Source organism: Methylobacter sp. BlB1 (assembly GCF_015476545.1).
GTDB lineage: Bacteria > Pseudomonadota > Gammaproteobacteria > Methylococcales > Methylomonadaceae > Methylobacter.
In genome coordinates this window covers 1-14961 of the sequence record NZ_JADMKV010000019.1, presented here as the reverse complement: position 1 = coordinate 14961, position 14961 = coordinate 1, and the positions used below count along the sequence as shown (strand labels likewise).

10 protein-coding genes are annotated in these 14961 nt (G+C 54.8%); 9 read left to right on the top strand and 1 reads right to left on the bottom strand.

The window, feature by feature from the left end:
• Window positions 1-68 precede the first annotated feature (68 nt).
• From IT781_RS09385 to IT781_RS09350, 8 genes are all read left to right on the top strand, one after another.
• Entirely contained in the window at window positions 69-1757 is a 1689-nt protein-coding gene (locus IT781_RS09385; RefSeq protein WP_194969898.1) for a SulP family inorganic anion transporter, read from the top strand.
• A gap of 379 nt (window positions 1758-2136) precedes the next feature.
• The gene (locus tag IT781_RS09380) at window positions 2137-2538 is read left to right on the top strand and encodes a hypothetical protein (protein ID WP_194969897.1); all 402 of its coding nucleotides are present in this window, start codon (window positions 2137-2139) and stop codon (window positions 2536-2538) included.
• 215 nt (window positions 2539-2753) lie between these two features.
• Complete coding sequence (locus IT781_RS09375) at window positions 2754-4220, top strand: NuoM family protein (RefSeq protein WP_194969896.1); 1467 nt, start codon at window positions 2754-2756, stop codon at window positions 4218-4220.
• A gap of 22 nt (window positions 4221-4242) precedes the next feature.
• Window positions 4243-7527 (top strand): DUF2309 domain-containing protein, encoded by a 3285-nt coding sequence (locus IT781_RS09370; protein ID WP_194969895.1) that lies wholly within the window; start codon window positions 4243-4245, stop codon window positions 7525-7527.
• Window positions 7528-7531: 4 nt separating this feature from the next.
• Window positions 7532-9094 (top strand): proton-conducting transporter membrane subunit, encoded by a 1563-nt coding sequence (locus IT781_RS09365; RefSeq protein ID WP_194969894.1) that lies wholly within the window; start codon window positions 7532-7534, stop codon window positions 9092-9094.
• Window positions 9095-9101: 7 nt separating this feature from the next.
• Entirely contained in the window at window positions 9102-10688 is a 1587-nt protein-coding gene (locus tag IT781_RS09360) for a NuoM family protein (RefSeq protein WP_194969893.1), read from the top strand.
• A 1-nt stretch (window position 10689) separates the two neighbouring features.
• Entirely contained in the window at window positions 10690-12267 is a 1578-nt protein-coding gene (locus IT781_RS09355; RefSeq protein ID WP_194969892.1) for a NuoM family protein, read from the top strand.
• Window positions 12268-12310: 43 nt separating this feature from the next.
• Window positions 12311-12928: a class I SAM-dependent methyltransferase gene (locus IT781_RS09350; protein WP_194969891.1), complete on the top strand. Its 618-nt coding sequence runs from the start codon at window positions 12311-12313 to the stop codon at window positions 12926-12928.
• 18 nt (window positions 12929-12946) lie between these two features.
• Here IT781_RS09350 and IT781_RS09345 read toward each other — a convergent pair whose 3' ends face one another.
• Window positions 12947-13477: a gamma-glutamylcyclotransferase family protein gene (locus IT781_RS09345; protein WP_194969890.1), complete on the bottom strand. Its 531-nt coding sequence runs from the start codon at window positions 13475-13477 to the stop codon at window positions 12947-12949.
• A 283-nt stretch (window positions 13478-13760) separates the two neighbouring features.
• Between IT781_RS09345 and ribA the strand changes: the two genes are divergently transcribed.
• A complete protein-coding gene (ribA, locus tag IT781_RS09340) occupies window positions 13761-14378 on the top strand; it encodes a GTP cyclohydrolase II (RefSeq protein ID WP_194969889.1) in 618 nt (205 codons plus the stop codon).
• Window positions 14379-14961: the final 583 nt, after the last annotated feature.

The window sequence follows — 14961 nt, the reverse complement described above, 5'->3', positions numbered from 1 at the left end:
ATTCAATATAAAGTGCAGACCAGGATTCGATATAAAACTAAATACAACTCCAGCATAGGAGCGGGCATATGATTCACAAGCATCTCAGTTATTATTTAAAGCATCTGCATCACGATATACCGGCCGGGCTGGTCGTGTTTCTGGTCGCCTTGCCGCTTTGTCTGGGCGTGGCGCTGGCATCCGGCGCGCCATTGTTTTCCGGGCTGATCGCGGGCATGGTCGGCGGGCTGGTCATCGCCTGGGCGAGCGGTTCCCAACTCAGCGTTTCCGGACCGGCCGCGGGCCTGACCGTGATCGTGTTCAATGCCATCGATCATTTGGGCAGTTTTCAGGGCTTTCTGGTCGCCGTCGTGCTGGCGGGCATGCTTCAGCTCATACTGGGCTTTCTCAGGGCCGGCGCGATCGGCGCTTATTTTCCCTCGGCAGTCATTGAAGGCATGCTGGCCGCAATCGGTTTGATTCTGATCATGAAACAGATTCCCCACGCCATAGGTTATGACGCCAGTTTTGAACTCGACGAAGTGTATATCGGCGAAACTGTCCGGGAGACTGCCCAATCCATGATGGGCGCGTTAAAGGCGATTTCGCCCGGCGCCGCCGTCGTCAGCTTCGTGTCGCTGCTGATCCTGGCGATATGGGAGAGCAGCTTTGTCAAGCGGGTGGCCTTATTCCGGCTGATCCCCGGTGCGCTGCTGGTCGTTGCTTGGGGCATCATTTACAATATGATGGCCTTACGCATGGCGCCGGAATGGGCGATCTCCAGCAAGCATCTGGTCTCGCTGCCGGTCACGGAAAGACCGGAAGATTTTCTCAATCTGTTCACCTTTCCCGATTTCAGTTTTCTGGCTAAGCCCGAAATTTATACGGTGGCTTTGACGATTGCGATCATCGCCAGTCTTGAAACCCTGCTGAGCCTCGAAGCGGCCGATAAAATGGACCCGCTCAAACGCGTGGCGCCGACCAATCGCGAATTGAAGGCTCAGGGTATCGGCAATATGGTCAGCGGCTTGATTGGCGGTATACCTATCACGGCTGTCATCGTGCGTAGTGCTGCCAACATCAATGCCGGCGGACAGACCAAAGTGTCGAGTTTCACGCATGGCTTGTTTCTGCTGCTCAGCGTGATGTTTTTCGCGCGCTTTCTCAACAATATTCCGTTGTCCTGTCTGGCGGCGATATTGCTGCAAACCGGTTATAAACTGGCCAAGCCGAAAATCTTCGTCGAGTTTTTCCATAAGGGCTGGAGCCAATTGGTGCCGTTCGTGGTAACGATTGTGGCGATTCTGGCGACGGACTTGTTAAAAGGCATCGGAGTGGGTATAGCGGTCGGCCTTTACTATGTGGTTCGGGCCAATTACCATGCCGCCATTTCGCTGACTAAAACCGATGATCGTTATGTTCTCAGCCTGAACAAAGACGTCACTTTTTTAAATCGTGCCCGGCTTAGACAATACTTCGATCAGATCGAGGAAAACAGTACGGTGCTGATTGACGGCTCGAAAACGCAGTTTATCGATCACGATATTCTCGAAACCATTCACGACTTTATGCTCAGCGCCCAGGACAATAACATCAAGGTCGAGGCTTTGGATCTGGAAGGCAAGGGAAAAATTCAGGCCGAGCCTAAGCCGGATGCAGTGCTGAGCAAGGATTCGAAAGGCAAAGGAAAAAGCCAGGCCAAGCCTGACTTGAAAGCCGCCCCGGTTTTGAAGAAAGGGCGCATGCAAGCCGTGATCGATTCAAAAGCGGCAAGTTGACCGATCCTGCGGCAGGCTGTTCCCAGTCCTGCCGCAGGTCAAGCAAAGGCCGTCTTCTATGGACGGGATGCACGGCCATAGGTTGTTTCCGGCCCTGGCCTGCCGCAAGCGAGATTAAATAAGGCTTAAGCGTTGAAAGGTCCCTGAAAGGTCGCGCCAATACAATCGAACTCATATTCGGACGCGTCATGCGTAATCTGGGTTAAAGGCCCAGCACCTTTTTCGGAAGGGGATATTCAGGCTGCGAATAGGGTTCAGGAAGGATGGTAACGGCGGCGCGAGCCTCTGTCAGACTGCTTCCGGTCTTTTGGGCAGGAGGACTTCGAGGCCGAAAAAATGCGGAGTTACTCCGATGTTTACGAAATCCTGAGGATGAGGCATGATGTTGAAAGCTCATCAGAAAATTATCGTGCAGGCGGCTCTGATCGGGGTCTTGATCAGTACTTATGATGTGCTGTTGCACTCGTTGCTTGTGTTTCTCCATATCGCGTTCGAATGGTTCGAGCTTGGGCTCGAAGAGTTGATCGAGCATGTTTTTCATGCCACGCGCCGGCAGAGTCAGATCGTCGTGTTTTATCTGATTCTGGCAGGGATCGCGTTCGCACTCTATCGCTTATGGCGCGCGGCGCCACGGTTCTACAGCTATCTGCAGGGCAGGAAAGCGATTTATATAGCGGCTATAAGCCGTTACTGGCAGGAAGGTTCTCTCGTTGAGAAAGCAAAACTGGTAACAGTCTGCTCGGCCGGTTTTGCCGGCATATGCTTTTGGGTGTTTACTTGAGGGGCAAGAAGATAATGGTATCCATAGTATTTCGATCCGATATTCATCATATAGATACAAGTTTCACTGAAGGCTTTATTGCATCAAGCCGCCCGCAGGCTTCAGCAAAGAAAACGGCATAGTATTTTCAGATACAGACGACTTGACGATAAAACTGACCATTTGTAACACAGGCTACATCGAGTATCCGACACTCCACAGGATAAATAGCAAACATGGGGATTCTTAGCATACTGCTCTGGACACCGGCCGTGGGCGCGTTAGTGCTAGCATTAACGCCGGGCCAGAACACTCAGATCATCCGTGGTCTCGGTAATTTGTTCGCAACTTTCGTTTTGTTGCTGAGCTGCTGGCTGGCTGCCCAATATGACGGGCATGATGCCGGTCTGCAATTTTACGAGTACTTTCCGCTCAATCCTAAGCTGGGCAGTGCCTATGCACTGGGGCTGGATGGGCTCTCCATGCCGATGCTGGTGCTGGCGACCTTGTTGATGTCAATCGCCCTGCTGGCCTCTTTCAGCATTACCCGCCGCGTCAAAGGCTATTACATCTGCATGTTGCTGCTTGAGTTCGGCATGCTGGGCGTGTTTCTGGCTCAGGACTGGGCGGTCTTCTATATCTTCTGGGAAGTGACCCTGATCCCGCTGTTTTTCCTGATCGACCGCTGGGGCGGCAAGCGTCGCCATGCGGCCAGCCTGAATTTTGTGCTGTATACGATGGGCGGTTCGATTTTCATGCTGATCAGCCTGATCGCGGTTTATGAGTATGTGCCGGAGCACGTCTCCTTGATGAGCGCGATGGTGCACGTATCGGAAAATATGCCGAAAGATCAGCAGGTTTGGGTCCTGCTCGGCTTCCTGATCGGCTTCGGCGTCAAGATGCCAATTTTTCCGCTGCACGGCTGGCTGCCGCTGGCGCACGTCGAAGCGCCGAGCCCGGTCAGTATCCTGCTGTCCGGCATTCTGCTGAAAATGGGCGCTTATGGCTTGCTGCGGGCGGCGGTCATGCTGCCGACAGCCACGCAGACCCTGCAACCGCTGCTGGTTTTCCTGGCCGTGTTCGGCATGCTATACGGCGGCTTGCTGGCCTGGCGGCAACGCGATCTGAAAGCGATGGTCGCTTATTCATCGGTCAGCCATATGGGGGTCGTTTTATTGGGCATTGCCACGCTGAATGAAGCAGGGTTTCTCGGCGCGGTCCTGCAGATGACCGCGCACGGCCTGATCGCCGGAGCCCTGTTTCTGCTGGTGGGCCTGCTCTATGAACGCACGCATACCCGCAACATTCAGGACTACAGTTCTCTGGTCCAGGTCATGCCGCGTTTCGCGCTGTTTACGACCTTGACCTTGCTGGCGGCGATGGGGTTGCCCGGCTCGGTCGGTTTTGTCGCCGAACTGCATGCTATAATCGGCGGCTTTCAGCAATGGGGCGCATTAATGGTGTTCTTCAGTCTGAGCATACTGATCAGCGCCGCTTATGCGATGCGTACTATCGGCATGCTGTTTACCGGACCGGTAAGACCCCAGATGCAGCAGATCGAAGACCTGCGCTCTACAGAGTTAGTCGCCGCCGGCCTGCTGGTAGTCTGTATCGTGGCTTTCGGATTGATGCCTGAGCCGCTGATCAATCTGTCGTCGGCAACCCTTTTTGAAATGAATAGCCAGATCATTCATAGCCATTAGGGTACAGAGCGAGTTTTAAACCATGCAAATTTCACCATTAAAATCCCGCGATATAGACCAGTTGCGCGCGCAAATTACCAAGGCGCTGGATCACCTGGATCATGTGCTGCCCGGACAGGCGCCTATTCTCGATTTCGTGCATCACAACACGCTGCACGGTTTTCAGCACCTGCCGTTTGAAGAGGCGCTGGCCGCCTTCGAAACCCTGATCGGCACTCACGGCTATCTGCCCGAAGCGCACAGCCGGGCCCATTACAGGGCAGGACGCATAGACGACAGCGATATTATGGCGGCGCTGGATGCCGATTACCAGCTGCAGGCCGAGCAGATCATCTGCCATACGGATGATAATACCATCAGGCGCAAGGATATCTACCGTATCGCGCTGCTGTTTGATCTGCCGTCCATTACGGTCAGCCAGCTGAACTGGCAGATCGAGGAAATGGCCGCTCTGGAGGCCGTTCAGGCCGATGTGCCCGAGCCGGCACGCAGCCGGCTGTCGGCAAGCGATGTCAGGCCGTTGTGGGAAAGCATTCTGGCCAAGTTCGATATGGAACAGGCCAGCCTGCATCCCGAGGACTTGCTGGAATTGTCCATGGAGCAGGCCGAGGATTGGCTGGCGCAGGCCCGCTATATCAGCAAAGGCAAAGGCGGCAATCATGCAACGCTGCATCAGCACATGCAGCAGCTGGGGCGCCAGGCGCTCGATGACCTGCTGGCAAAGCTGGGCGACAGCATGAGCCTGCGCGGCTTTATTCTGACCTTGACCGGCATCGACATCCTCGATTCCGTGCGCCCGCAGCTGATCCGCATCTGTGCTTCGGGCATGGATGAAGGGCTGGCGCCGTGGCCTATTCCCGAACGCAGCCGGCTGGGACTGTATGGCGCCTGGCGCGCAACGGCAGCCTATGACGCCAATCCGTTCCTGCATGAGTTGCCCGACTGGCAGCAGATTATGGCCGAATTGCCCGAGGATGCCGTCGATGCGATCATCCTGCAGCTGACGCATCTGGAAATTCCGCAAGCGGACTGGGAGGGCTACCTGCGCCGGCTGGCGCTGGAAATTCCCGGCTGGTCCGGGCTGATCAACTGGCGCCAGCATCATCCGCACTACCATGCCGAGAATGACGCCAAGCCTAAACTGGCCGACTACCTGGCGATCCGGCTGACGCTGGACAGGCTCTGGCTGAACCAGATCTGCCGTGAAACCTGGCTGATCGAGGCCAAGCTGAGCAGCATCAAGTCCTATTTCAGCAAGAATCTGTCGGAATTTATCGTGCGCAGCCAGTTATACCAGGGCGACTTGCCGGAGTACCTGACTGATCAGGCCGAGTCTTTGATGTTTCTGGCCGGCTCGGAACGCCATGAGCGCGCCAACTGGCAGCAGCTGGCTGACATGATCGGGATCTGGCGCAGCAGCCCTCTGGCCGAGCAGCAGGCAGAGCGCAACCATACCATTTATTGCAGCGGCTGGCGCCTGTTCCGTTTATGCCAGCACCTGGGGCTCAAGGCGGCCGATATACGGATGCTGAAAAAGAATGATCTGAAGCTGATGCTTTCCGTGCTGGATGAGTTTGATGCAGCGGCGCGCGGCAAGGTCTGGCTGAATGCGTATGAACGCCATTACCGCAACGAACTGTTCCAGTCACTGCGCGCCAACCATAATCGCGGCCGCTGGGTCCGGCGCGCTATGCGGCCGGAAGCGCAGTTCATCATGTGCATGGATGAGCGCGAGGAAAGCTTCCGCCGTCACTTGGAAGAGCTGAATCCGGCTATCGAGACGTTGGGCGTGGCCGGCTTTTTCGGCATTCCGATGAATTACAAAGGGCTCGACGCCACGCATGTGACGCCGCTGTGCCCGGTCGTCGTGACGCCGGCGCACGAAGTCAACGAGGTCGTCAAGCCAGGCCACGAGGAGACGCTGTCAGCGCATCAGAAAGGGCTCCGCTTGTACCATCGTTTAAGTTATTTGCTGTATCAGTGCCTGCGCCGCAATCTGGTGATTTCGCATGTTGCTGTTGATCTGCTGGCGCCGTTCACTTTGATCGGGATGCTCGGAAAAACGCTGATGCCTGGCTATCACAAGGCGATCATCGACTGGCAGCGCCGGAACATTGCGCCGCCTGTGGCCACCGAACTGCTGCTCACCTCGACCGATACGGCGACGCCTGCTTCGGCCGAGCAGCCCAAGCTGGGCTTTACTGACAGCGAACAGGCCGAGCGTGTCGCAGCGCTGCTGCGCGCTTTAGGCCTGACCAGCGGCTTTGCGCCGATTGTCGCGCTGGCTGGGCATGGCTCGACCAGCCAGAACAACCCGCACGAAGCCGCACATGATTGCGGCGCCTGCGGCGGCCGGCAGGGCGGGCCGAACGCGCGCGCGTTCGCGGCCATGGCCAATCGGCCTGAAGTGCGCGCGCTGCTGGCAGAGCAAAATATTGTCATTCCGGATGACTGCTGGTTCATCGGCATGCAGCACGATACCTGCAGCGATGCGATTACCTGGTACGATCTGGATGCGATACCGGCATCGCTGCGCAAAGAATTCGAACGTTTCAGAACGTGCATCAGTCGTGCACAAGAGTTGTCTGCGCATGAGCGTTGCCGGCGGTTTTTCTCGGCAGACCGTTCGGCTTCGCCTGTGCAGGCTTTTCAGCATGTGACCCTGCGGTCGCAGGATTTGACCCAGGTTCGTCCTGAGTTCGGCCATGCCACCAATGCGGCGGCCGTGATAGGCCGGCGCGCCCTGACCCAGGGACTGTTCCTGGACCGGCGCGTGTTCCTGATTTCCTATGATCCGACGCAGGACCCGGAAGGCGCTATTCTCGAATCGATTCTGCTGACCGCAGGCCCGGTCGGCGCCGGCATCAACCTGGAATATTATTTTTCCACGATCGACAACGAACGCTTCGGCTGCGGCACGAAGATACCGCATAACGTGACGGGCATGTTCGGGGTCATGGAAGGCGCGGCCAGCGACCTGCGCACCGGCCTGCCGAAACAGATGGTGGAAATTCACGAGCCGATGCGCCTGCAGATCGTGGTTGAAGCGAAGACCAAGGTCCTGGAGCAGATCTATGCGCGTCAGGACAGTCTGCGCGAACTGATAGGCGGCGGCTGGGTGCATCTGAGTGCGAAAGATCCGGACAGCGGCGATATTTTCATTTTCGAGCGCGGCAAAGGGTTTGTGCCGTGGCAGGCCGAAGCCCGGGAACTGCCGGTTTGCGCCAGTTCGCCGGACTGCTATCGGGGCCGGACCGAGCCGGTATCGCCCATTTTGATCAAACAGCCTGAATTGTGGGGAGTTTAAGCGCGTGGATTTAATCGTTATTTTGATTCCTTTGCTGCCGTTTATTGCCGCATCAGTGATTGGCGTCGGACATCTGTTTGGCTGGCTGGACGGCGAGGACGGCGAAACGACGACGGCCGATATCGCAAGCTGGGCCATCATCCTGTCGACCCTGCTGGCGTTGGCGCTGCTGGTCGGCGACTTGCTGGGCAAAAACGCCGGCGCATTCAGCGTCGGTCAATGGCTGAGCAGCGATACGCTGAACATCCGCGTCAATTTTATCACTACCGGCTTCAGCGTCGTGCTGGCGGCGCTGTTTTCCGTACTGTTGTTTATCGTCACGCGCTTTTCAGTCAACTATATGCATAAGGAAGCGGGCTTCCACCGGTTTTTCTTTGCCCTGAGCCTGTTTTCCTCCGCCATGCTGCTGCTGGTGCTGTCGGGCAACGCGGTCGGCACGTTTATCGGCTGGGAGATTGCCGGGCTCTGCTCTTATTTATTGATTGCCTATTTCTATGAGCGCCCCGTTGCGGCCCATAATGCGACGCGGGTGTTCGTGACCAACCGTATCGGCGACGCCGCATTCATACTGGGCATCAGCCTTTGCTATGCCTGGACTGACAGCGTCAACTGGGCCAAGCTGACGGCCTTGCCGGCCCAGCTATCAACTGGGCAGGCCACCTCGATTGCCCTGTGTTTCGCGACAGCCGCCTTTGCAAAATCGGCGCAGCTGCCGTTTGCGCCCTGGCTGGCGCGTGCGATGGAAGGGCCTACGCCGTCCAGCGCCGTGTTTTACGGAGCCGTCATGGTACATGCCGGCGTCTATTTGTTGCTTCTGCTGCAGCCGGTCTTTGAGCAGGCGCCGCTGGCGATGGCGATGCTCGCCTTGGTGGGGCTGCTGACGGCGGTTTATGGCTTTGTCGTCGGCCTGACGCAAACCGACGTCAAGAGCTCGCTGGCTTTTGCCGCGACAGGGCAGTTGGGCCTGATGTTTTTGGAATGCGGCCTGGGCTTGTGGCAGCTGGCCGGCTGGCATTTGTGCGCGCATGCCGTGATGCGCGGCTACCAGTTCCTGACGTCGCCGTCGTTGCCGCACCATGTCCATGGCAATCCGATCAGGCCGGTCGCGCCGGCCGTTGCTGGCTTGCGCTGGGCTTATGTCGCCTCATTGCAGCGCTTCTGGCTGGATCAGATTACCGACTGGACGCTGGTGAAGCCGATACGCCGCCTGGCGCACGATTTGACCTATTTTGATGATCATATTGTCGACCGTACATTTGGAGTCTCGGCGCCGGCCATCCGCGTGATGTCGGCACTGGCGCAACTGGAGGAGCAGAAAATCGGCGCCCGGCTCGATAATGACGGCGACACGTTTGCGCAGGGCAGCGGCCTGGCCGGCAAGCTCACTGAGTGGGCCGCCGCCGTCACCCACTGGTTCGAAGACAGCTTTGTGCTGCGCGGCATCGGCAAAAACGCGATCAGTTATGGCCGCCAGCTGGGCTTTGCCGCCAATAAGGTTGAGCTGTTGCTATTCAGTCCGCGCTATCTGGCGTTGTTCATCTTTATAACCTTGTTGATTGCATTTTGAGGAGCCGATGGATATCAATGTAACTTTCTGGTCGGAGTCGGCGGCATTCCCGGTATTGAGCGCACTGACTTTCGTGCCGCTGGCGGCCATGGCTGCGGCTGCGCTTTCGCGCTCGACGACTATCGCGTTGCGCTTTGGCTTTGCCGGCACAGCACTGAATCTGCTGCTGAGCATTTATCTGCTGACGCTTTATGATGCGGGCAGGGCGGGGGTTCAACTGGCCGAGCAGGCGCACTTATTCGGCCTCAGCTATAGTGTCGGCATTGACGGAATGAACGTGTTGTTCATTCCGATGACGACGGTCTTGACGTTGCTGACGCTGATCTATTGCGTCATTAACCGCCATATCATCGACCGGCAGTTCATCACCTATCTGCTCGGTTATGAAACCGTGTTGATAGGTGCCTTTTCGGCGCTGAATGCGATGCAGTTCTGGCTGTGGAGTCTGATGGAACTGCTGCCGGTGTCGTTATTGACGCTGCATGCCGGCACCGGGCATAAGCGGTCATGGGTTGTCGCCAGCCTGTTGCAGTATTGGGGCTGCGGCCTGCTGATGACGTTGGCAGGCTTTTTGCTGCTGGGTTTTGGTTTGATCGATTCGGAACACCCGCTGACTTTCGACTGGCTCACGATCAAGCAGAATAATGCCTATTTACATGATGAGATCCTGATTTTTATTCTGTTGTTCTACGGTTTTGCCATTCGCATGCCGCTGTTTCCGTTTCACGGTTGGCTGCCGGCACTGGCCGAACAGGGCACCGTGGCGAGCGTCGCTATTTTCCTGGTCGGGTTAAAGCTGGGGATTTATGCCGTCATCCGCTTTATCCTGCCAATCATCCCGGGCGTTGCCGAAGAATGGTCCGATTTTGTCGTTACGCTGGGATTGATCAGCATTTTTTACGGCGCCTTGCTGGCGCTCATGCAAATCAATATCCGTCGCCTATTGGCTTTTGCCGTTATCAGCCATACCGGCATGCTGGTGATCGGCATGTTCTGCTTTAATGAGCAGGGGCTGGAAGGCACTATCCTGTTGTCTCTGGCTTACGGCCTGGCGACGGCCGGCATGCTGTTCAGCGTCGGTTTGATTTATGAGCGGACGCGCACAGCTTTTATTCCGCGTTTGGGCGGGTTATTCGATACCAATGCCACGATCGCGCTGCTGTTTCTGATTGCCGCTTTGAGCACGATGGTCATGCCCGGTACGCCTGGCTTCGATGCGGCGCATTTGCTCATTGAGGGCACGATTCAGGAACGCGGCTGGCTGGTGGCTGTCGCTATTCTGAGCGGTAACGTGCTGGCTGCGGCTTTCCTGCTCTGGATGTTCCAGCGCATGTTCATGACCAGCACCAAGCGCTCCGTGCAGCCCTATCGCAGTATCCATCATCCGGTCATGAAGGAACGCATTATTACCATCACGATCTGTGCACTGTTGATCGGCACCGGTTTTGATACGACGCCTATTCTGGATTTTATAGACGATGAGGTGGCTGTTATAAGCCAGGCCTATCCCATGCATAATGAACAACATCGCACGGTTGAAGCGGCGGCTGAACCGATCGAAAAAGCGGCCATGCCAATATTAAAGAGTAAGTAATATGAGTGAAACCGGTTTTCCCTTATTAAGTCTGGTGATGGCGCTGCCTTTGTTGGGCGCGCTGGCTACCTGCGTCGCCAGCGATAGCAACCTGGCCAAGAAAATCGCCTTAACGGCTGCAGTGCTTGAACTCGCCGTAACGCTTATCGTCGTTTCTCTGTTTAATGCGGAGGATGGCGGCTTTCAGTTGATTGAGCGGCATGCCTGGCTCCCGACGCTTAATATTGAGTACCTGGTTGGCATTGATGGTATTTCCGTGTTGTTTTTACCGATGTCGGCGCTGTTGACGCTGATGGCGATCGTCGCATCGTGGCATTCGGTACAATATCTGCCGCGGTTTCATTTCGCCTTATTGCTGGCGTTGGAAGGCATCACCATGGGGATCTTTGTGGCGCTGGACATGGTACTGTTCTTTTTGTTCTGGGAACTGACACTGCCGCCCATTTTCTTCCTGATCGGCTTGTGGGGCATAGGGCCTCAGCGCCGCGGCGCGGCAATGAAATACACGCTGTTCATGCTCTTTGGCGGCGTGCCGCTGTTATTCGCCATCATCATGCTGGCCGTTAACCATGCGACTCAGATGCACGGCAGCGTGCCCGAGAATTTGACTTTCAGTTTGCCTGTTCTGCTGGATACCCCGATTCCGGGAAAATGGCAGACGATCATTTTTCTGTTATTGTTGGCGGGTTTTGCCGTCAAGGCGCCGTTAGTGCCTTTTCATACCTGGCTGCCGACGACAGCCATGGAGGCGCCCGCGCATACGACGGCCTTGCTGACCGGTCTCAAGCTGGGCGCCTTCGGCCTGTTGCGCTATACCATGCCGCTGGCGCCTGTCGCCGCGGTTGAGTACAGCTGGGTGCTGGGTATTCTGGGGGCCATTACGCTGGTTTACGGCGCCATGATCGCCTTGCAGCAAACCAATCTGCGCCGTTTACTGGCCTATGCCAGCATCAGCCATGTCGGCCTCGTGATCGTCGGCATTGCAACGCTGAACATGCAGGGGCTTCAAGGCGCGGTTTTTCAATTGCTCAATTTTACCCTGATTGCCAGCTGCCTGATGCTGATAGCGGGCTTTATCCAGCACCGCCTGGGCAGCACTGAGGTTATTCATCTGGGCGGCCTGGCAAAAGTCATGCCGCGGTTAACGGCCTTTTTCTTCTTGTTCGCCATTGCCAGCATCGGTGTGCCGGGCGCCAGTGGTTTCCCGGCGGAATTGCTGTTGATTATCGGGGCATTGAATGCGCATCCGAGCCTGGGTATTGCCGCCTTGATAGGCGCGATCCTGGGCGCATCCTATATGTTGTCCTTTATACGCCGCGCGTTTTACGGCCCCGTCGTGCATACCAGCGTCAGGCAGTTGCAGGACCTGAGAAAGCGCGAATTGGCCTTGTTATGTGCGCCGGCGGTGTTGGTGCTGTTGTTCGGCTTCTTCCCCAATCTGATATTGAACACTAATAAGCTGACTGCGGAGGCCTGGCTGAGCCGGTTGACCAGCTCATCGCTTGAGATCGTCGACGATTATGTTCTGCAGGACCAGGACCCGCATAAAACCGCACTTTTGTCTGGGGCCGTGAAATAGCAATATCGGTTACAATCTTTAATTTATTTTAAATGAGCTTATCATGAAGCCGAACAGTGCCGATATCAGAAAACGCTATGACCGGATTGCTCCATTTTTTGACGGCATGGAGGCGGTCATGGAAGGCCTGTTTTTCAAAAGCTGGCGCAAAAGGTTATGGGATAGGGTGGATGGGCACCATATTCTGGAAGTCGGCGTCGGCACGGGCAAGAACTTTGATTACTATCCGAAGGACGCCCGCATAACCGGCATCGATTTCAGCGAAAAGATGCTGAACGAGGCTAAGCGCAAACGCGGCAGGAAGCAAGTCAGCGTGGAACTGGACTTGATGGACGTCCAGTCCTTGTACTTTGCCGATAACAGTTTTGACACCGTTATCGCCTCCTTCGTTTTTTGCTCGGTGCCAGCGCCGATAAAGGGCTTGAAAGAGCTTTACCGTGTCTGCAAGCCGGGCGGGCAGGTATTGTTGCTGGAGCATGTATTGAGTTCAAACCCCGTGATTGCCGGCGCCATGAATCTGCTTAACCCGATCGTAGTGACTCTGGTCGGCGCCAATATCAACAGGCAGACTGTGAAAAACGTGCAAGCCTGCCCTTTTAGTTCTGTGCGTGTCGATGAGCACAGCAGCGATATTATCAAGTTGATCGAAGCGCGAAAGTGATGGCCGGGCTTAAGCCTTTCAGAAATGCCCCTGCCATATGGACTTTTGCCCCTCCTCATCAATATCCCAGAACGATGTGCTGCCGATAAAGTCGTCGACAAAGGGCTGACCGAAAACCGCGCAGCCGCTAAGGCACAAGTTCAGATAATGGGCCTGAGCCTTCGATGCCGATAAATAGCGGTAAGGCTCGAAGTCGCGGGCTTTGAAATAATAAGCGTCAAAGATATCCGCCTCATCATGATAATGGCAGGCTGTGATCCGGCAGAAATCATAGCCTTTTTCCCGCTCCAGCAAACGATCCAGCGATTGTTCATCCATTTCGAAGCACGTGCCGTTCATGACCTGCGCCGGCTCGGCATCTTCGGCATTCAGGACACAGACGGCAGCCCGGTGTTGCTCATCATAGCGGTAAGTCGACGCTAGATTGAAAACCCGCTGCAAGCCACGCGTCTTCACGGGCATGATATTGCGCGCCTCGGGCACGGTCCGGGTCAATGACTGTTGGTTGATTAAACTGCCGTAGGCAAATATTTTATAAATTTTGGACATGTTGCGAAGCTGATCAGATCGATATTATTAAGGTTGGCAAAAGAAATAAGGTCAGGAAAAGGGTGTTGGCGTTGGTCGGATAAATTAAAAATAAACTTTAGAGATTTATAATATTCTAATTGCTAAGGCAGGGCTGTAACCTGGGTTATGCAGATGACGCCGGTTAGAGACGCTTTTTAAAGCGCTGAAAAACAGGGCAAGACATGATAGCCGGCAAAACTTTTTAGCTCAATCGCAGTTGAATTGGGTAAAATATAAATTGTTATCAAAATTAGCTATATACGTGAAATTAAAACTAGACAACTTGGTACAAACCCGTATTCCGACCCGGCACGGCGAGTTTATCCTGCATTATTACAGCAATAATATCGATAAAAAAGAGCATGTCGCCTTCGTTAAAGGCAGTGTTGCCGATAAGGAAAACGTGCCCGTTCGCATTCATTCCGAGTGCTTTACCGGCGATGTTTTGGGCTCACGCCGCTGCGATTGCGGCGAACAGCTCGATATGGCGCTGCAATTGATCGACGAAGCCGGTTTCGGCATCCTGATTTATCTTCGGCAGGAAGGCCGGGGCATCGGCCTGCTGAAAAAACTGCAAGCCTATAACCTGCAGGACCAGGGCATGGATACGGTCGATGCCAATATACACCTGGGGCATCTTGCCGATGAGCGGGAATACAGCATCGCAGCGCTCATGCTGAATGAGCTGAAGGTAAAGTCGATCGAACTGATCACTAATAACCCGAAAAAAATTAACGAGTTGAAGAAGCTCGGCATTAATGTCGTCGGGCGCATTCCGATTGAAGCTGCAGCGCATGATGACAATCTGGAGTATTTAAAAACCAAAGTAAAAAAAATGGCTCATATGCTGTCTATGTCGAAACATGATGATAAGAAGTAAATGATCGACTGGATATTAATGTTAGTTCATTAATTTGTAAAAGTCTGGGATCTGATCGGACATAAGTGAAATCAATTTCAGGCTTATACTGGCATTGTTTAAAAATAGAAAATGAATAGTTGCTATCAGCCATTTGCAGCCACAGCCAGTAGGATGCGCTGAACGCAGTGATGCGCATCGATCGCGAACGATGCGGTTCGTACCTCACCGCATCCTACCGCGCTGACTGCAAACTGGCTCATTGCCGCCAATGATTAAAATTGCTTAAAATTCCAGACAAAACTTAAGCCACTTATGAAACTCGCGGTGTTGCTGATCCGGAATATTTCGCTGGCTAAGCTGCGCTTCGAACGCCTGGCTGAGGGGGGCGGGAACGGTTATCATGACAACCTCCAAAACAGCTATCGGCGCAGTTTGGATGATATACAGTGAGGAAAAATCTCTGCTATTCACAAATTTATTGTGGCAACACATGTTTCGTGGTAGGTACACGGAGACAATCTAATTACTTGTTAACTCTTTCCTCACTGAACCGCCCCGGTTTTCTCGGAGGCTCCAACTTATGAGAAAATGGGGCTATGAC

What these genes read in the sequence shown, in the direction of transcription:
- IT781_RS09385 (WP_194969898.1), top strand. Translation starts at nt 69, where the DNA reads ATGATTCACAAGCATCTCAGTTATTATTTAAAGCATCTGCATCACGAT.
- IT781_RS09380 (WP_194969897.1), top strand. Translation starts at nt 2,137, where the DNA reads ATGATGTTGAAAGCTCATCAGAAAATTATCGTGCAGGCGGCTCTGATC.
- IT781_RS09375 (WP_194969896.1), top strand. Translation starts at nt 2,754, where the DNA reads ATGGGGATTCTTAGCATACTGCTCTGGACACCGGCCGTGGGCGCGTTA.
- IT781_RS09370 (WP_194969895.1), top strand. Translation starts at nt 4,243, where the DNA reads ATGCAAATTTCACCATTAAAATCCCGCGATATAGACCAGTTGCGCGCG.
- IT781_RS09360 (WP_194969893.1), top strand. Translation starts at nt 9,102, where the DNA reads ATGGATATCAATGTAACTTTCTGGTCGGAGTCGGCGGCATTCCCGGTA.
- IT781_RS09355 (WP_194969892.1), top strand. Translation starts at nt 10,690, where the DNA reads ATGAGTGAAACCGGTTTTCCCTTATTAAGTCTGGTGATGGCGCTGCCT.
- IT781_RS09350 (WP_194969891.1), top strand. Translation starts at nt 12,311, where the DNA reads ATGAAGCCGAACAGTGCCGATATCAGAAAACGCTATGACCGGATTGCT.
- IT781_RS09345 (WP_194969890.1), bottom strand. Translation starts at nt 13,477, where the DNA reads ATGTCCAAAATTTATAAAATATTTGCCTACGGCAGTTTAATCAACCAA.